At 69.3% G+C, this 17997-nt stretch carries 16 protein-coding genes and 1 pseudogene; 11 read left to right on the top strand and 6 right to left on the bottom strand.

What is annotated here, in order from left to right:
- Positions 1-81: 81 nt before the first annotated feature.
- Genes KXR53_RS11965 through KXR53_RS11955 form a run of 3 tightly spaced genes read left to right on the top strand, consistent with a single transcriptional unit; the run spans position 82 to position 3720 of the window.
- Positions 82-906: an ABC transporter ATP-binding protein gene (locus KXR53_RS11965; RefSeq protein WP_437375370.1), complete on the top strand. Its 825-nt coding sequence runs from the start codon at positions 82-84 to the stop codon at positions 904-906.
- Positions 903-2822 carry a long-chain fatty acid--CoA ligase gene (locus KXR53_RS11960; protein ID WP_437375369.1) on the top strand — a complete coding sequence of 640 codons (1920 nt, stop codon included), beginning with the start codon at positions 903-905 and terminating at the stop codon, positions 2820-2822. Before KXR53_RS11965 ends, KXR53_RS11960 begins: the two co-directional genes overlap by 4 nt.
- Positions 2823-2826: 4 nt before the next feature.
- Entirely contained in the window at positions 2827-3720 is an 894-nt protein-coding gene (locus tag KXR53_RS11955; RefSeq protein ID WP_437375368.1) for a branched-chain amino acid ABC transporter permease, read from the top strand.
- A gap of 20 nt (positions 3721-3740) precedes the next feature.
- Here the strand turns inward: KXR53_RS11955 and KXR53_RS11950 are convergent, their stop codons facing one another.
- Entirely contained in the window at positions 3741-4208 is a 468-nt protein-coding gene (locus tag KXR53_RS11950; protein WP_437375367.1) for a DUF2314 domain-containing protein, read from the bottom strand.
- A 107-nt stretch (positions 4209-4315) separates the two neighbouring features.
- On the opposite strand from KXR53_RS11950, the gene KXR53_RS11945 reads away from it, so the two are divergent.
- The 7 genes and pseudogenes from KXR53_RS11945 to KXR53_RS11915 all read left to right on the top strand — a co-directional run bounded on the left by KXR53_RS11945 (position 4316) and on the right by KXR53_RS11915 (position 12246).
- On the top strand, positions 4316-5401 hold the full coding sequence (locus KXR53_RS11945) for a branched-chain amino acid ABC transporter permease (RefSeq protein WP_437375366.1): 1086 nt from the start codon (positions 4316-4318) through the stop codon (positions 5399-5401).
- A 40-nt stretch (positions 5402-5441) separates the two neighbouring features.
- Positions 5442-6737, top strand: coding sequence for an ABC transporter substrate-binding protein (locus tag KXR53_RS11940; protein ID WP_437375365.1), 1296 nt, complete (start codon positions 5442-5444; stop codon positions 6735-6737).
- 10 nt (positions 6738-6747) lie between these two features.
- A complete protein-coding gene (locus KXR53_RS11935; RefSeq protein WP_437375364.1) occupies positions 6748-7545 on the top strand; it encodes an ABC transporter ATP-binding protein in 798 nt (265 codons plus the stop codon).
- Positions 7546-7638: 93 nt separating this feature from the next.
- Positions 7639-8865, top strand: a complete 1227-nt coding sequence (locus tag KXR53_RS11930; protein ID WP_437375363.1) for a phenylacetate--CoA ligase family protein — start codon at positions 7639-7641, stop codon at positions 8863-8865.
- A gap of 125 nt (positions 8866-8990) precedes the next feature.
- Positions 8991-10091, top strand: a pseudogene (locus KXR53_RS11925) (tryptophan 2,3-dioxygenase family protein); the annotation flags it as partial.
- Positions 10088-11260: an aminotransferase class V-fold PLP-dependent enzyme gene (locus KXR53_RS11920; RefSeq protein ID WP_437375362.1), complete on the top strand. Its 1173-nt coding sequence runs from the start codon at positions 10088-10090 to the stop codon at positions 11258-11260. The pseudogene KXR53_RS11925 and the gene KXR53_RS11920, both read left to right, overlap by 4 nt.
- Before the next feature lie 23 nt (positions 11261-11283).
- Positions 11284-12246, top strand: coding sequence for a phosphotransferase family protein (locus KXR53_RS11915; protein ID WP_437375361.1), 963 nt, complete (start codon positions 11284-11286; stop codon positions 12244-12246).
- A 131-nt stretch (positions 12247-12377) separates the two neighbouring features.
- On the opposite strand, the gene KXR53_RS11910 is transcribed toward KXR53_RS11915, so the two are convergent.
- The 5 genes from KXR53_RS11910 to KXR53_RS11890 all read right to left on the bottom strand — a co-directional run bounded on the left by KXR53_RS11910 (position 12378) and on the right by KXR53_RS11890 (position 17612).
- On the bottom strand, positions 12378-13619 hold the full coding sequence (locus KXR53_RS11910) for an RNA polymerase sigma factor (RefSeq protein ID WP_437375360.1): 1242 nt from the start codon (positions 13617-13619) through the stop codon (positions 12378-12380).
- Positions 13616-13978, bottom strand: a complete 363-nt coding sequence (locus KXR53_RS11905) for a YciI family protein (RefSeq protein ID WP_437375359.1) — start codon at positions 13976-13978, stop codon at positions 13616-13618. Before KXR53_RS11905 ends, KXR53_RS11910 begins: the two co-directional genes overlap by 4 nt.
- A gap of 97 nt (positions 13979-14075) precedes the next feature.
- A complete protein-coding gene (locus tag KXR53_RS11900) occupies positions 14076-15098 on the bottom strand; it encodes an ABC transporter permease (protein ID WP_437375358.1) in 1023 nt (340 codons plus the stop codon).
- A 13-nt stretch (positions 15099-15111) separates the two neighbouring features.
- Positions 15112-16638, bottom strand: a complete 1527-nt coding sequence (locus KXR53_RS11895; RefSeq protein ID WP_437375357.1) for a sugar ABC transporter ATP-binding protein — start codon at positions 16636-16638, stop codon at positions 15112-15114.
- 23 nt (positions 16639-16661) lie between these two features.
- On the bottom strand, positions 16662-17612 hold the full coding sequence (locus tag KXR53_RS11890) for a substrate-binding domain-containing protein (RefSeq protein ID WP_437375356.1): 951 nt from the start codon (positions 17610-17612) through the stop codon (positions 16662-16664).
- Positions 17613-17797: 185 nt separating this feature from the next.
- Between KXR53_RS11890 and KXR53_RS11885 the strand changes: the two genes are divergently transcribed.
- The coding region (locus KXR53_RS11885) for a sugar phosphate nucleotidyltransferase (protein WP_437375355.1) at positions 17798-17997 on the top strand (200 nt) is incomplete at its 3' end.

Here is a 17997-nt window from a genome sequence, read left to right as displayed (position 1 = left end):
ATTGCCTTTCCCGCCGCTTCCACGACATTGATAGGGCAAGGCATCCGTGAGAGGTGCCCGACGCGAACAGGGGGAGAGAGCATGCAGGCTGCGGCCACGCCGCCCGCACCGGGAGATGCGCTTCTGACCGCGGACTCGGTCAGCCTCGCCTTCGGCGGGGTGAAGGCCCTGACCGATGTCGGCTTCACCGTCCGGCGCGGCGAGCTGTTCTCGATCATCGGCCCGAACGGCGCCGGCAAGACCTCGATGGTCAACTGCATCTCCGGCCGCTACAGCCCGACCGCCGGCCGCATCCACTACAAGGGCCGCGACATCACCCGGCTGAAGCCCAGCGCCCGGGCCGATCTCGGCCTCGGCCGCACCTTCCAGAACCTGGCGCTGTTCGCGCATATGTCGGTGCTCGACAACATCATGGTCGGGCGCCACCACCTCTTGAAGAACAACGTGCTGACCGGCGCGCTGTGGTGGCTGGGCGGCGCCCGGGAGGAGGAGTTGCAGCACCGCCGCGCGGTCGAGGAGATCATCGATTTCCTTGAGATCCAGCATGTCCGCCGCGCCCTCGCCGGCACCCTCTCCTACGGGCTGCGCAAGCGGGTGGAGCTGGCCCGCGCCATCGCGCTGAAGCCCGACCTGATCCTGCTCGACGAGCCGATGGCGGGGATGAACCTCGAGGAGAAGGAGGACATGGCCCGCTACATCGTCGACCTCAACGCCGAATGGGGCATGACGGTGATCATGATCGAGCACGACATGGGCGTGGTGATGGACATCTCGCACCGCGTCATGGTGCTGGATTTCGGCCGCAAGATCGCCGAGGGCAGCCCGGAGGACGTCCTGGCCGACCCGCATGTCCGCCGCGCCTATCTCGGCGAGATCGACGACGAGAGCACGGAGGCGGCGGCTTGACCGAGGCCGCGTTGGACACCTTCCCCAAGCTCCTGGCCCGCAACGCGCGGCAATGGCCGGACGAGGTGGCGCTGCGGGAGAAGGATTTCGGCATCTGGCAGGAGATCACCTGGGCTGGCTTCCACGCCCGGGTGCGCGACTTCGCCCTGGCGCTGCGCGGCCTCGGCATCGGGCCGGGCGCGGTGGTCGGGCTGATCGGCGACAACCGGCCGGACTGGGTGGCGGGCGAGATCGCCGCCCATGCCGCCGGCGCCATGAGCCTCGGCCTCTATCGCGACGCGCTGGACGAGGAGGTGGCCTATCTCATCGACCACGCCTCGGTCGCGATCGTCCTGGCCGAGGACGAGGAGCAGGTCGACAAGCTGCTGGGCCTCGGCGACCGGATCCCGAGCGTCCGCCACATCGTCTATTCCGACCCGCGCGGCATGCGGAAATACGAGGACTCTCGGCTGCTGCCGGTCGAGGACTTCATCGCCCTCGGCGCGCCGCTGCTCGCGGCCGATCCCGGCCTCTACGACCGCATGGTGGCGGAGACGCGCGGCGAGGATGTCGCGGTGCTGTGCACCACCTCCGGCACCACCGCCCATCCGAAGCTCGCCATGCTCTCGGCCGGGGCGGTGATCCGGCACACCGCCAGCTACCTCGCCGTCGACCCGCAGGGGCCGCAGGACGAGTACGTCTCGGTACTGCCGCTGCCCTGGATCATGGAGCAGGTCTACGTCTTCGGGAAGGCGCTGCAGTGCCGGATGACGGTGAACTTCGTCGAGGAGCAGAGCACCACCTGGGCGGATTTCCGCGAGATCGGCCCGACGTTCGTACTGCTGGCGCCGCGGGTCTGGGAAGGGCTGGCCGCCGATGTCCGCAGCCGGATGATGGACGCCTCCTGGCTCAAGCGCCGCTTCTTCGACCTCGGCATGAAGATCGGCCTGAAAGCGCTTGATCAGAAGAAGAAATCACCGCTCTCGAAGATTCTGCTATTCGCCGCGCTGCGCGACCGTCTGGGCTTCTCCCGCCTGCGCTCGGCCGCGACCGGCGGCGCGGCGCTGGGGCCGGAGACGTTCCGCTTCTTCCTCGCCATGGGGGTGCCCCTGCGCCAGCTCTACGGCCAGACCGAGCTGCTGGGCGCCTACACCATCCACCGGCCGGGCGAGGTCGACTTCGACACGGTCGGCGTCGCCTTCGACGACAGCATCCAGCTGCGGATCGAGGCGCCGGACCAGAACGGCGTCGGCGAGATCGTCACCCGACATCCGAACATGTTCCACGGCTACTACCGCAACGAGGAAGCATCGAAGGCCGATCTGCGCGACGGCTGGCTGGCGACCGGCGACGCCGGCTACATCGACGGCAAGGGGCACCTTGTCGTCATCGACCGGATGAAGGACCTTGCCACCACCAGCGGCGGTGACAGGTTCAGTCCGCAATACATTGAAAACAAGCTGAAATTCTCGCCCTTCGTGGCCGAGGCGGTGATCCTCGGCCACGGCCGGCCGGACCTGGCGGCGATCATCTGCATCCGCTTCCCGATCGTCTCGAAATGGGCGGAGAAGAACCGCATCGCCTTCACGACATACACCGACCTGTCGGCGCGGGAGGAGGTCTACGCGCTGATCCGCCGCGAGGTCGAGACGGTGAACGCCGGCCTGCCGGAGGCGCAGCGCATCCGCCGCTTCCTGCTGCTGTACAAGGAGCTGGACGCCGATGACGGCGAGTTGACCCGCACCCGCAAGGTGCGGCGCGGCGTGATCGGCGAGAAATACGGCGACATCATCGACGCGATCTATCGCGGCGACCCGGCGATCCCGGTCGACGCCACCATCACCTTCCAGGACGGCACCCGACAGCGGATCCGCACCACGCTCAAGGTGGTCGACGTCGCGCCCGGCCGTCCCGGGCAGCGCCACGCGGCGGAGTGAGCCCATGAACCTGGCCTTCCTGTTCCAGCTCCTGGTCAACGGCGTGATCGTCGGCACGCTCTACGGCGTCGTCGCCATGTCCTTCGTGCTGATCTACAAGGCCAGCCGGGTGGTGAATTTCGCCCAGGGGGAGTTCCTGCTGATCGGCGCCTGGATCTGCTGGTGGGCGCTGACCGAGTACCAGGTGCCCTTCGTACTGGGCTTCGCCATCACCCTCGTCTTCATGCTGGTCTTCGGCATCCTGCTGCAGGTGGTGGTGCTGCGGCCGCTGATCGGCGAGCCGGTGATCTCCGTCATCATGGTCACGATCGGCCTGTCGCTGGTGTTCCAGCCGCTGATGGCCTGGATCTTCGGCGTCTCCGCCCAGCCCTTCCCGCCGGTGTTCGAGACCCAGTCGGTCGACATCCTCGGGCTGCAGGTGCAGACGGTCTATATCCTGTCGATGGCGATCAGCCTGTTCATCATGGGCGGCTTCGCCTGGTTCTTCAAATTCTCGCGCATGGGCCTGGCGATGCGCGCCACCGCCTTCGACCAGCAGGTGGCGCAGTCCATGGGCATCTCGGTGAAGCAGGTGTTCGCCATGGCCTGGGCGATCTCGGCCATGGTGTCGGCGGTAGCCGGCATCGTCGTCGGTGTCGTCAACGGCGTGTCCTCCGCCCTCTCCGTCTTCGGCATCAAGGTGTTCCCGGCGGTGATCCTGGGCGGGCTCGACAGCATCGTTGGCGCGGTGCTGGGCGGGCTGATCATCGGCGTGCTGGAGCATTTCGCCCACTGGCTGGACGTCACCTTCCTGGGCTGGGGCAACATGCTGAAGATCGCCCCCTTCTACGTCCTGATCGTGATCCTGATGATCAAACCCTACGGCCTGTTCGGCACCCGGGACATCGAGAGGGTGTGATGATGCCGGGACTGCGGCGATCAATGATCGAGAAACGGCAGATCGGCCAGGTCGCCGATCAGGTCATGCGGATCGGCCGGCTTCTCCCGCGTCAGGATCACCTGAAGCGAGTAGGCGCCCCGGATACCCTTGCTCGTTACCACCATCCAGTCCGAGACGGAGTCCGGCCGGACCTTGATCCGCTGTCCCTCCTTGTAGCCGGAGACATACTCGATCCGGTTCGCGATCGTGCCGACGAACCCGTCGCCTTGGGCGGCGACGTCGGCCAGCCAAACATGTTCGTTCTCGTCGCCGCTGGTCAGGCGGACCTTCAGCTGGATCGAGGCGACATCCGCCGATGGATGCGACAGGTACTTGCGGAAGACCGGGAGCGTGTTGCGGGCCTTCCAGATCGCCCAGTTCATCGCCGGGTCGGATTCGCGAAACCAGGCGATTCCCTTTTCCGGGTCCATCTGCGCACGCGCCGTGCCAGGCAGCGCCACGGTCACTGCCAGCAGCAGGACCTCGATCCAACGGCGATACATGGCAATCCCCCCACCCAGCGTGCCAGCGCCGGGATCATAGCACCGCGCCCCGGCGCCGGAGGACAGGCCTGATGGCCAACGCCTATGCCCGCCCCTGCGGCGACTTCCGCACCAGCTACGGCGCCGACACGACCATCTTCGACGACGCGTTCAGCCGGCGCAGCGTGCTGGTCATCCTGGCGCTGCTGGCGTTCTCGCCGATCGCGGTACAGCTCGGCTGGCTGTCCAAGGGCTGGATCGACAGCTTCATCGAGACCGGCTACCTGGCCGTCGCCGCGCTCGGCCTCAACATCCTGGTCGGCTTCACCGGCCAGATCTCGATCGGCCATGCCGTGTTCTTCGGCTTCGGCGCCTTCGCCTCGGCCTGGCTGAACCGCACCACCGGCATCCCGGTCTTCTTCTGCATCCCGCTGGCCGGGCTGATGACCGCGGCCGTCGGCCTCGTCTTCGGCGTGCCGGCAGCGCGGATCAAGGGGCTGTACCTCGCCATCGCCACCCTGGCCGCGCAGGTGATCCTGGAGGACTTCTTCGCTCGCGCCGGCTGGTTCACCGGCGGCGTCGCCGGCGCCCATGCCGCCCCGGTCACCCTGTTCGGCTGGGAGGTCGACCGCGTCAACTACTTCTATGTCGTGCTGTTCTGGGCCGCCCTGCTGTACCTGGCCGCGACCAACCTGATGCGGTCCCGCGACGGCCGCGCCTTCGTCGCCGTGCGCGACCACTACCTGGCCGCCGAGATCATGGGCATCAACCTGACCCGGTACCGGGTGCTGTCCTTCGGCATCGCCGCCTTCTACGCCGGGGTCGGGGGCGCGCTCTACGCCCATTACCTGCAGGTGGTCTCGGTCGAGGAGTTCACCATCCTGAAGTCGATCGAGTTCCTCGGCATGATCATCATCGGCGGCCTCGGCTCGATCATGGGCACGATCCTCGGCACCGTCTTCATGGTGTCGCTGCCCGACGTGATGGACTGGCTGGTGCGGCTGATCCGCGGCACCTGGCTCTACAAGACGCTCGATCTGCGCGTCGGCATCAACTTCCTGAAGGAGATGGCGATCGGCATCGCCATCATCCTGTTCCTGATCTTCGAGCCGGACGGGCTGGCGCATCGCTGGCGCCAGATCAAGGCCTACTGGAAGCTGTACCCCTTCTCGTACTGAACCCGGCCGCGACAGAACGGCCGCCATGGAGGACACCCGGATGTCGAGACGATCCCTTCTCACCGCCACCGCCTTGATCGGCTTCTGCGCCGCCCCCGCAGTCTCAACGCAGGCTTGGGCCGACGACATCCCGGTCGGCCACATCGCCGACCTGACCGGCCCGACCGCGTCGATCGGCGTGCCCTATGCCGACGGCGTCGCCGACACGCTGAACTGGGTGAACGAGAATGGCGGGGTCGACGGCGACGACATCGCCTTCGAGACCTACGACTACGCCTACAAGGCGCCGCAGGCGGTCTCGGAATACCAGCGGCTGGTGGCGAACGAGCAGGTGGTGGCGATCGCCGGCTGGGGCACGGCCGACACCGAGGCGCTGATCGAGTTCATCGCCAAGGACCAGATCCCCTACTATTCCGGCTCCTATTCCGGGGCGCTGACCGACCCGATCGGCAAGGCGCCGAAGGCGAGCAAGGCGGCACCGTTCAACTTCTTCTACGGCCCCTCCTACTCCGATGCCTGCCGGGCGCTGGCGCAATGGGCGGCGGAGGACTGGAAGAAGAAGGGCGGCCAGGGCAAGCCGAAATGGGTCCATATGGGCGACAACCACCCGTATCCGAACTCGCCCAAGGTCGCCTGCAGCGAATACGCGCAGGAGCTGGGCTTCGAGGTGCTGGACCCGATCCAGTACACGATGGCGCCGGGCGACTTCACGCCGCAATGCCTGACCCTGAAGGAGAAGGGCGCCAACTACGCCTATGTCGCCAACATCGCCGGCTCGACCACCTCACTGCTGAACGCCTGCGCCACCGCCGGCACCAAGGTGCAGTTCGTGGCCAATGTCTGGGGCTATGACGAGAACGTCATGAAGGCGGCCGGCCAGAACGCCGACGGCGTGGTGGTCGCGGTCCGCACCGGCTCGATCTGGACCGACAGGAACGCCGGCATGGACCGGATGCGCGAGATCTCGAAGATCAGCGATTCGAGCGGCGAGACCTATCGGCCGCTGAGCTATCTCGCCGGCGTCTGCGCCACCTCCTACATGGTCGAGGCGATCAAGGCGGCGAAGGCCAAGGGCGAGGTCACCGGCCTCGCCATCCGCGATGCCATGTACGAGAAGAAGGACTGGGTGCCGGCTGGGCTCGAAGGGGTGTGCCTGCCCTCGACCTGGACCCCGACCGACCATCGCGGGCTGATGACCGTGCCGATCTACCAGGGCCATGTGAAGGGCACGACCCAGGGCAAGGAGGTCACGGCGCTGATGGCCGACGGCACCATGTCGCTGGAGAAGGTGGCCGAGATCACCCTGCCCCGCCGCCAGGAATGGCTGGGATATTGAGCCCGTCGGCATGACCGCCCCGTCCCTACTCTCGGTCGAGAACATCGAGGTCGTCTACAACGACGTCATCCTGGTGCTGCGTGGCCTCAGCCTTGCCGTGCCGAAGGGGGCGATCGTGGCGCTGCTGGGCGCCAACGGGGCCGGCAAGTCGACGACGCTGAAGGCGATCTCGGGCCTGCTGCGGACCGAGGACGGCGCCGTCACTCGCGGCGCCGTCACCTATGAGGGGCAGCCGATCCACCACCTCGACCCCGGCGCCGTGGTGCGCCGGGGCATCTTCCAGGTGATGGAGGGGCGCCGCATCGTCGCCGACATGACCTGCCTGGAGAATCTCCGGCTCGGCGCCCATACGCGGCGCGACCGCGAGATCGCCGACGACATCGACCGGGTCTACGGCTATTTCCCGCGGCTGCGCGAGCGGAACGGCCTGGCCGGCTATCTGTCGGGCGGCGAGCAGCAGATGCTGGCGATCGGCCGGGCGTTGATGGCGCGGCCGAAGCTGATCCTGATGGACGAACCGTCCATGGGCCTGTCGCCGCTGATGGTGAAGGAGGTGTTCGGCATCATCCGCCAGCTCAACGCCGATCTCGGCATCTCGATCCTGCTGGTCGAGCAGAACGCCCGCATGGCCCTCTCCTGCGCCGGATACGGCTACATCATGGAGAACGGCAAGGTGGTGCTGGACGGCACCGCCGAAGCCCTCGCGGCCAACGAGGACGTCAAGGAGTTCTACCTCGGCGGCGCCGGGGAGCAGCGCAAGAGCTTCAAGAACCTGAAGAGCTTCAAGCGCCGCAAGCGCTGGCTGTAGGAGAGTTTGCCTCCCGGCATTGTGCGGCCCGGCGGGCGGCGTCATGCTGGCCGCGAGTCATCGACCTGGAACGTGTCGGAACGGGGAATCCCCATGGCCGAGTATTACGACGATCTCGAAACCAGGCCGGCCGAGGAGCGCGAGGCGGCGCTGCTGGCCGAGCTGCCGGCCCAGATCGCCCATGCCAAGGCCTCGGCGCCGGGCTACGCCAAGCGCCTGGCCGAGGTCGACCCGGCGGCGGTGACCAGCCGGGCGGAGCTGGCGGCGCTGCCGCTGACCCGCAAATCCGAGCTGCCGACGATCCAGGCGGTCGACCTGCCCTTCGGCGGCCTGACCACGATCGCACCGGGTCAGTTCCGCCGGATCTTCGCCTCCCCCGGCCCGATCTACGAGGGCGAGACCCACGGCATCGATTATTGGCGCACCGCCCGCGCCCTGTTCGCCAGCGGCTTTCGCGAGGGCGACATCATCCAGAACTGCTTCGCCTACCACTTCACCCCGGCCGGGGCGATGTTCGAGACCGGGGCCGAGGCGCTGGGCTGTGCCGTGATCCCAGCCGGCACCGGCAACACCGAGCTGCAGGCCCGGGCCATGGCCGACCTGAAGCCGCGCGGCTATGTCGGCACGCCCGATTTCCTGAAACTGATCCTGGAGAAGGCCGACCAGCTGGGCCACGATATCAGCTCGGTGAAGCTGGCCCATGTCTCCGGCGGGCCGCTGCTGCCGGCATTGCGCGAGTTCTACTCGGCCCGCGGCATCGATGTGTTCCAGAGCTATGGCACCGCCGATCTCGGCCTGATCGCCTATGAGACCGAGGCGCATGAGGGTCTGGTGCTGGCCGAGGGCATCCTGGTCGAGATCGTCCGCCCCGGCACCGGCGACCTGGTGCCGGAGGGTGAGGTCGGTGAGGTGGTGATCACCAGCTTCGACCGCTGCACGCCGCTGATCCGCTTCGCCACCGGCGACCTCTCCGCCATCCTGCCCGGGCGCAGCCCCTGCGGCCGCACCGCGCCGCGGCTGCGCGGCTGGCTCGGCCGAGCCGACCAGAGCACCAAGGTGCGCGGCCTGTTCGTCCATCCCGGCCAGATCGCCGAGGTGCTGAAGCGCCACGGCCTCGAGCGCGGAAGGCTGGTGGTGGCGAGCCGCCAGGGCATCGACGACGTCGTGCTGCAGGTGGAGAGCGCCGATGCCTCGGTGGCCGACGCCGTGGCCGAGACCGTGCTCGACGTCACCAAGCTGCGTGCCGCGGTGGCGGCGGTGCCGCCTGGCAGCCTGCCGAACGACGGCAAGGTGATCGACGACACCCGCAAGTTCGAGTGAGCGGAGGAGCCGCTGGCCGCCGCTTGCGATCCCCCGCATCGTCGCGCTAGCCTTCCGCATCGACACAGCACTGGACCGCGGTCGACTCCGGTCGGCAACCGGCAGGCACAGCCACCGGGAGACGCGCCATGGCCGAACCAGGCGTCCATTACGGATCCTATCTCCAGCTCGACAAGCTGCTCGCCCTGCAGGCCCGCGAAAGCGAGAAGGCCGGACGGCCGGCGCATGACGAGATGCTGTTCATCATCGTCCACCAGGCTTACGAGCTATGGTTCAAGCAGATCCTGTTCGAGCTCGACGCCGTCCAGGCGGTGTTCGCGGCCGACCGGGTCGACGACCGCGCCATCGCCCGCGCCACCCGAGCCCTGCACCGCATCCACGAGATCCTGAAGCTCGGCGTGCATCAGCTCGACGTGCTCGAGACCATGACGCCGCTCGACTTCCTCGATTTCCGCGACCTGCTGCGCCCGGCCTCGGGCTTCCAGAGCGCGCAGTTCCGGCTGATCGAGATTCGGCTCGGCCTGCGCGGGGCGGACCGGCTGGCCTATGACGGCCGATCCTTCGAGGCCCGGCTGGACTCCGCTTCCCGCAAGCGGGTTGCGGCCGCGCTGGCCCAGCCCAGCCTGTTCGACCAGCTCGACGCCTGGCTGGCCCGCACGCCCTTCATCGAGCTCGGCGGCTACCGTTTCCGCGAGGCCTACCGCCAGGCGGTGGTGGCGATGCTGGAGGGCGATATCGGCCACCTGACCGCCCATCCGACCCTGGACGAGACGGCGCGGGAGGCGGAGGTGGCGGCGCTGCGCCAGGCGCTGTCGCGCTTCGACGCCCTGTTCGACGAACAGCGCCATGCCGAGGAGGCGGCGCAGGGCGCCTGGCGCATGTCATGGCGGGCGCTGCAGGCGGCGCTGTTCATCACCCTCTACCGTGACGAGCCGGCGCTGCAGGTGCCGTTCGGCCTCCTGAGCCTGCTGATGGACATCGACGAGACCATGACGCTCTGGCGCTACCGCCACGCACTGATGGTGCAGCGCATGATCGGGCTGAAGACCGGCACCGGCGGATCGTCCGGCCACGATTATCTCAGCCGTACCGCCGAACGGCACCGGGTGTTCGGCGACCTGTTCACGCTGTCGACCTATCTGATCCCTCGCTCGGCCCTGCCGCCGCTGCCGGAGGAGATCACCCGCCGCACCAGCCTGTCCTACGACAAGGAGGCCGGGGCATGAGCTTCAAGCCGCTGTTCTCCCGCTTCCTGACGGCGGCGCCGGAGCGGCTGCACCTGGCCGCGCACAGCCACCACCTCTGGCCCGACGTCGTGTTCGGGGCCCAGTCCCGCTATGTCGAGGACAGCGCCCGCCTGGCCGACCACAAATGGGAGCATGTCTTCGGCACAGTGGTGCCGCGGCTGCAGGCCCGCATCGCCGCGGTGCTCAACCTGCGCGATCCGGCCTCCCTCGCCTTCGCGCCGAACACGCATGATTTCGTGCGGCGGCTGCTGTCCTGCCTGCCGGCGGACCAGCCGGCCCGGGTGTTGACAACCGATTCCGAGTTCCACAGCTTCCGCCGCCAGATCGCACGGCTGGAGGAGGACGGGCTGGTCCGGGTCACCCGCGTGGCGCAGGAGCCGGTCGCCGACTTTCCCGCCCGCTTCGCCGCGGCGGCCCGGGAAGGCGGCCACGACCTGGTGTTCTTCAGCCAGGTGTTCTTCAACTCGGGCTATGCCGTGCCGGACCTGGCGGCGCTGGTGGCCGCAGTGCCGGACCAGAAGACGCTGGTCGCCATCGACGGCTATCACGGCTTCATGGCGCTGCCGACCGATCTGTCCACCATCGCCGGCCGCGCCTTCTACATCGCCGGCGGCTACAAATACGCCATGGCCGGCGAAGGCGCCTGCTTCCTGCACGTCCCGCCAGGCTACGGCCCACGGCCGCGCGACACCGGCTGGTACGCCGCCTTCGGCGCGGTCGCCGGAGCGCAGGACGGGCGGGTGCCCTACGGCACCGACGGCAGCCGCTTTCTCGGCTCGACCTTCGACCCCTCCGGCCTCTACCGCATGCTCGCCGTGCTCGACCTGCTGACGGAGCGTGGCATCGGCGTGCCGGCGATCCACGCCCATGTGCTGGCGCTGCAGGAGGCCTTCGCCGAAGCGCTGGACCGGGCCGGCCTGCCTGACCTCGCCCTCGACCGGCTGCTGGTGCCGCTCGACACGCCGGTGCGCGGTCATTTCCTGACCTACCGGACCGAGGCGGCCGGCGCGATCGACGATGGCCTAAGAGAGGCGAGCATTGTCGTCGACCACCGGGACGACCGGCTGCGCTTCGGCTTCGGCCTCTATCACGATCTCGCGGAGGTGCCGACGATGGCCGATCGTGTCGCACGCGCCCTGAGCCGGTAGACGGGATCGTGCGCGAGAGCTGGTTGAGGCCGTATCCGGCGGTCGCCCTCAGCCCGGAGGCGGCGACTGCCCTGGCCCGGTCCCTTCCAGGCCGACCGACGGTGCTGCGGGTCACCGAGCTATCGGGCGGCCTGGTCAACACCAATCTCCGCCTGGACCTCGACTGCCATCCGCCGGCGGTGCTGCGGCTGTTCCAGCGCGACCCGGCCCAGGCGATGAGGGAACGGGCGATCCACGCTCTCGCCGCCGAGCGGGGCCTTCCCGCGCCGCGGCTGCTGGGCAGCGGAGAAGACCCGGCCACGGGCCTTCCCTTTGCCCTGCTGGAATGGATCGACGGGCGGCGCCTTGACGAGACCGCCCGCGGTCTGGACGACGCAGTGCTGCAGCCCCTCGCCCGCTCCGTCGGCGCGGCGCTGGCGGCGATCCATGCCGTGCGGTTCGACTGCACTGGATTCCTCGACGGGTCGCTCGCCGTGGCTGAGCCGGTCGATGTCGGCGCTGCCGGGCTGATCGGTTTCCTGCGCCATGTGCTGGTCGACGGGCCCGGCGGCGATCGCCTGGGCCGCGACCTGGCGGATCGGCTGGTCGTCTTCGCCGAGCGCGAGGCCGGGCTGCTCGACCGATGGACGGGGCCACCCTGCCTCACTCATTCGGATTTCGGCGGCACCAACATCCTGGTCCGTCCAGAGGCGGATGGCTGGGCGGTGGCTGCCGTGCTGGACTGGGAGTTCGCCTTCGCCGGCAGCCCGTTCTTCGACTTCGGCAACCTGCTGCGGCCGCCGCTCGGAACGCGTCCCGGCTTCGCCGAGGCTGTCGCTGCGGGCTATCGCGCGGCCGGCGGGGCGCTGCCGGCGGAGTGGCACCGGATGGCGGCGCTGGCGGACCTGTTCGCCTGGGCCGAATTCCTGATCCGCCCGAATGTGTCCGACGCGGTGATCGCGACGGCGCGGCAGCGGATCACGGACACGATGGCGCTCTGGGGCTAATCCCGACGGCCGGAAATACAGACCCGTCATGGCGAGCCCCGCAGGGGCGTGGCCATCCAGCGACACCGGCCCCCTGGATGGCCACGGCGCTACGCGCCTCGCCATGACGAAAAATGGCCGAAGAGTCGATCTCAAAGGCCGCTGGTATAACCTTCCGCCACTCGCCGCAGCAGGAAGGCCCGCATTGCCGGGTCCTCGCACAGGCCGATGGCGCGGTCATAGGCGGCTGCGGCCTCGGCCACCTGGCCCAGCCGCCGCAGCAGATGGGCGGCCAGCGCCCAATAAGGCTGATAGGCGGCAACGGCTTCGGCAGGAATGTCCTGCAGCAGCGCCCACCCCGCCGCCGCGCCGCGCGCCTCGGCGACGGCCGCGGCGCGGCCGACCAACGCGCCGATCGTGGGCGCGATCCGCACCAGCCCTTCATACAGCAGGGCGATCGTCTCCCAGTCGGTCCGGCCGGTCCGGGCGCGCCGGGCGTGCACCGACTGGATCGCCGCCTCCAGCTGGAAGCGCCCCATGCGCCGGTCCTGGGCGGCCGCCGCAAGGATCCGCTCCGCCTCCGCGATCAGCGGCTGCGACCACCGCGCCGTGTCCTGCTCCGACAGCGGGACGTATTCGCCCGCCGGACCCCGGCGCGCCTCCCGCCGGGCTTCGCAATGCAGCATCAGGGCCAGCAGCCCTTCCACCTCGGGCTCGGCCGGCATCAACGGCCGCAGCATCCGGCCGAGGTCGATCGCCTCCGCCGCCAGCCCGCGGCGGCGCGGATCGGCGCCGGCGACATCGTCCCAGCCGCTGCCATAGGCGGCGTAGATCGCCTGCAGCACCGCATCGAGCCGCGGCGGCAGCTCCTTCGCCTCCGGCACCTCGAAGGCGATACCGGCGTCGCGGATCTTCACCTTGGCCCGGGACAGGCGCTGCCCCATGGCGGCGGGGCTGACCAGGAAGGCCGAGGCGATGCGCGCCGCGTCCAACCCCAGCACGGTCTGCAGCATCAGCGGCGTGTGGATGGCCGGGTCGATCGCCGGATGGGCGCAGACGAACAGCAGCTTCAGCCGCTCATCCGGGAAGCGGTCGGCCTCGGCCAATTCCTGCGCCTCGTCGGCCACCACCCGGAGGTCTGGGACGGCGTCCGCCCGCACCCGGCGGTGGCGGGCGCCGTCGATCAGCCGCCGCCGCGCCGCGGTAAGCAGCCAAGCCTCCGGCCGGTCTGGCACGCCGTCGCGCGCCCAGGTCTCCAGCGCCGCGCGGAAGGCATCGGCCAGCGCGTCCTCCGCCGCCGCGATATCGCGCGACCGGGCGGCAAGGAAGATCACCAGCCGGCCATAGGAGTCACGCGCCACCCGTTCGACCGCGTGGCGCGTGTCCGTGCTCACTGCTGGGGCTTCGGCGGCGCCACCGGCCGAACTTCGACCCCGCCGCCCGGGCCGCCCGGATAGCGCGAGGCCCAGTCGAGCGCCGCGTCCAGGTTCGGCACCTCGATGATGAAGAAGCCGGCGAGCTGCTCCTTGGTGTCGGCGAAGGGACCGTCCTGCACCTGCCGCCCGCTGCCGCTGATGCGGACCGAGGTGGCGGTGGCAGGCGGCTCCAACCCGGCGCCGGCGACCACGACGCCGGCCTCCTTCAGCGCCGTCATATAGGGCATGAAGGCGGCCCAGAAGGCGGCGTGCTTTTCCGGGTCGCGACGAGCGGCAAATTCCTCGGGGGTCTGCTGGAACAGCAAGGCGTACTGCATGATCGTCTCCATCGCATGGGTCGAGCGCGTCTCGCTCGCCCCCATGACGGGCCGGCCATCGGGCTTTCGACATCGTCGGCGAAAAAATTTGCGGCGGCTACACCCGCCGGCGGCGCGACTTGGCGAAGGTGTCGAAGGCCACGGCCAGCACGATGATCACGCCGATGATGATCTGCTGGATGTAGGAGGAGACGTTCATCAGCACGAGGCCGTTCAGCAGCACCCCGATCAGCACGGTGCCGATCACCGTGCCGAAGATGGTGCCGATGCCGCCGAACAGGCTGGTGCCGCCGATCACCACCGAGGCGATCACCGTCAGCTCGTAGCCCTGCCCCGCCACCGCCTCGGCCGAGTTCAGCCGGGCCGACAGGACGAAGGCGCCGAGCCCGACGAAGAAGCCCATGATGACATAGACGCCGAGCAGCACCCGCCGCACCTTGAGACCGGACAGCCGCGCCGCCTCCGGGTTGCCGCCGACGGCATAGACCTGGCGGCCGAAGCGGGTGTAGCGCAGCACCAGATGCGCCAGCACGGCGAAGCCGAGGAAGATCAGCACCGGCACCGGGATCTCCAGGACCTTGCCCTGGCCCCAGTAGCGGAAGCCGGCGTCGAAGCCGCTGATCGGGCCGCCGCCGGACAAGAGCAGCGCGGCGCCGCGGAAGGCCGACATGCCGCCCAGGGTCACCACGAAGGGCGGCACCTTCAGCCGGGTGATGGCGACGCCCTGCACCGCCCCCGCGGCCATGCCGAGCAGGATCGAGACCAGCGCGGCGGCGCCCCAGCCCCAGCCCTGCGCCTCCTCGGCACCGAGCGCGAAATTGCCGGTGGCGCTGCCCTTGGCGACGATCGCGGCGGCCAGGCCGCAGAAGGCCAGCACCGCACCGATCGACAGGTCGATGCCGGCGGTCAGGATGACGAAGGTCATGCCGATCGCCAGCAGCCCGTAGATCGAGACCTGGCGCAGCACGTTCAGCAGGTTGACGGTGGAGATGAAGCGCGGCTCGGCCAGGGCGAAGCCGGCCATCAGCACCGCCAGGAAGATCAGCGGCGCGAACCGCGCCAGCAGGCCGAACAGGTCGAAGCCGCCGCCCCGGTCCGATATGGTCGTCTGCTGCGCCATCTCTGGTCCTCTCCTAGGCCGCCCGGCGCGGCGTCATCAGCCGCATCAGCGATTCCTCGTCGGCATCGCGGCGCTCGACCTCGCCGGTGAGCCGGCCCTCGCACATGGCGACGATGCGGTCGCTGATCGCCAGCACCTCCGGCAGCTCCGAGGAGATGGCGATGACCGCGATGCCCTCTCGCGCCAGGCGGCCGAGCAGCTGGTGCACCTCGGCCTTCGCCGCGACGTCGATGCCGCGGGTCGGCTCGTCGACGATCAGCACCTTGGGCCGCAACGCCAGCCAGCGGGCCAGCACCACCTTCTGCTGATTGCCGCCGGACAGGTTCGCGATCGGCTGCTCCGGCCCCGCCATGCGGATGCCGAGCGCCCGCCGGTACTCCTCGACCAGCCCCCTCTCCTTGCTGTCCGGGACATAGCCGAACAGCCCCGTCAGCTTGCCCAGCGCGGCGATGGCCAAGTTGTTGCGGATCGCCAGCGACAGGAACAGCGCCTGCTGCTTGCGGTCCTCCGGCACCAGGCCGATGCCGTGGCGGATCGCGTCGGCCGGGGAGCGGATCTCGACCGGCCGGTCCTCGACCAGGATGCGGCCGCCGGCCCTGGCATCGGCGCCGAAGATGGCGCGGGCCAGCTCGGTCCGCCCGGCGCCGACCAGCCCGGCGATGCCCAGGATCTCGCCGCGGCGTACGGCCAGCGAGACGTTGTGCAGCACCGTGGCGTGGGGATTCAACGCGCTGCGTTCGGTCGCGATGCCCTCGACCCGCAGCGCCGGCGGGCCGTCCTGGGCAGCGCCGCCGTCGATCCGGGCCAGGGCGCCGAGATCGCGGCCGACCATCATGCGGATGATGTCGTCGACCGTGACCGAGGCGATGTTGGCGCTGCCGACAAGCCGGCCGTCCCGCAGCACGGTGATCCGGTCGCAGATGGCGATCACCTCGTCCAGCCGGTGGGTCACGTAGATCACCGCGATGCCGTGGTCGCGCAGGGCGCGGATGATCGCCATCAGCCGCTCCACCTCAGCGGCGCTGAGCGCCGAGGTCGGCTCGTCCATCACGATCAGCCGCGAGTCCATCGACAGGGCGCGGGCGATCTCGACCATCTGCTGCTCGGCGACGCTGAGGTCACGCACCAGCCGGCGCGGGTCGATGGCGAGGCCGATCCGGTCCAAGGCCGCCTTCGCCGCCCGGTGCATCGCCGGCCAGTCGACCAGCCCGGCCCGCCCCGGCTCGCGCCCGATCAGGATGTTCTCCGCCACGGTCAGGCTCGGGATCAGGTTGAACTCCTGATAGATCGTGACGATGCCGCGCCGCTGCGCCTCATACGGCGCGGCAAAGCTCACCGTCTCGCCGGCGAAGACGATGCTGCCGCCGTCCGGCACCTGCGCCCCGGACAGGATCTTCAGCAGCGTCGACTTGCCGGCGCCGTTCTCGCCGAGCAGACCGTGCACCTCGCCCGCAGCGACCTCCAGCCCGACCCCGTCCAGCGCCACCACGCCGGGGAAGCGCTTGGTGATCGCGGTCATGCGCAGCAGCGGTTCGGTCATGATGCGGCGGGCCCGATCTTCGTCTACTTCACCTCGCCGATGCGCTCGGCCTTGTCGAGATTGGCCTTGGTGATGACGATGGGCTGCAGCAGGATCACCGCCGGGTCGGGCTTCTTCTCGCTGTTCAGATAGTCGACCATCACCTCGACCGCCTTGCGGCTCTGCCCGCCCGGGAACTGCTCGATGGTGCCGGCCAGGCCGCCGTCGCGGATGCTGCCCAGCGCCTCCGGCAGCGCGTCGAAGCCGATGACCTTGATCTTGTCCTGCAGGTTGCGGCCGCGAACCGCCTCGAGCGCGCCCAGCGCCATGTCGTCATTGGCGGCGACGATCACGTCGGGCGGCGCCGACAGGCCGGCCAGGATCGACTCGGTGACGCTCAGCCCCTGGTCGCGGGCGAAATTCGCGGTCTGCTCCGCCACGAATTTGTACTTGTCCTTGTGCTGGTCGAGGACGTTGTGCAGGCCCTTGTTGCGGTCGATCGCCGGGCTGGCGCCCGGCTGGCCCTGCAGGTTCACGATGGTGGCGCCGTTCGGATAGGTCTCCATCAGCCACTTCGCCTGGGCCTCGCCGCCCAGCACGTTGTCGGCGCCGACATGGGCCAGGATGCCGTCGACCCCGGTGACGCGGCGGTCGATGGTGACGACCGGCACGCCCGACTCCACCGCCTCGGTCAGCACCGGCGCCATGGCGTTGACGTCGATCGGGCTGATGACGATGCCGTCGACCCTCTGCACCAGCGCCGCCTCGACATCGGCGGTCTGCTTCGGCGCGCTGTTCTGGCCGTCGGATTCCACCGCGGCGACGCCCTGCCGCTGCGCCTCGCCCTTCAGCTCCTTCATCATGTGGACGAAGAACGGGAAGCCCAGGCTGGGCACCGATGTCAGGATGGTCTTCTGGTCCTGCGCCGCGGCCGGCAGGGCGACCGCGACCGCCAAAACCGCGCCTAAGAGGGCGCGCTGCAACGTACCCATCATGAGCTCTCCTCCACGGCGATTTGATGGCCGGGGGCGGTGCCGTGCCGCGATCCCGGTCTTTCTGCGACAGAATTGTCAGATGATTGCTCGGGCCCTGTCAACGGACCGCCCGGATGGTGGGCTTGAACCAGCCGGGCCGGATGGCCGATAAGCGTCGGATCGAGACTGGACGAGACGAGTGAGCGATGGCGAAGACGGTCGAACGGCCGGTGACGACGGCGAAGGCCGGCAGCCAGGCGGTGGTGCCGGTGGTGTTGTCGGGCGGGTCCGGGACGCGGCTGTGGCCGCTGTCGCGGGCGGGCTATCCCAAGCAGTTCCTGCCGCTGGTGTCGGGCCGGACGATGATCCAGGAGACGGTGGTGCGGGTCGGCGAGGCCGACGGCTT

It is taken from the genome of Inquilinus limosus (assembly GCF_051487185.1).
In the GTDB taxonomy this organism is placed as follows: domain Bacteria; phylum Pseudomonadota; class Alphaproteobacteria; order DSM-16000; family Inquilinaceae; genus Inquilinus; species Inquilinus limosus_F.
Note: the sequence above shows the minus strand (reverse complement) of the source record. Positions and strands in the feature narration are given on the sequence as shown.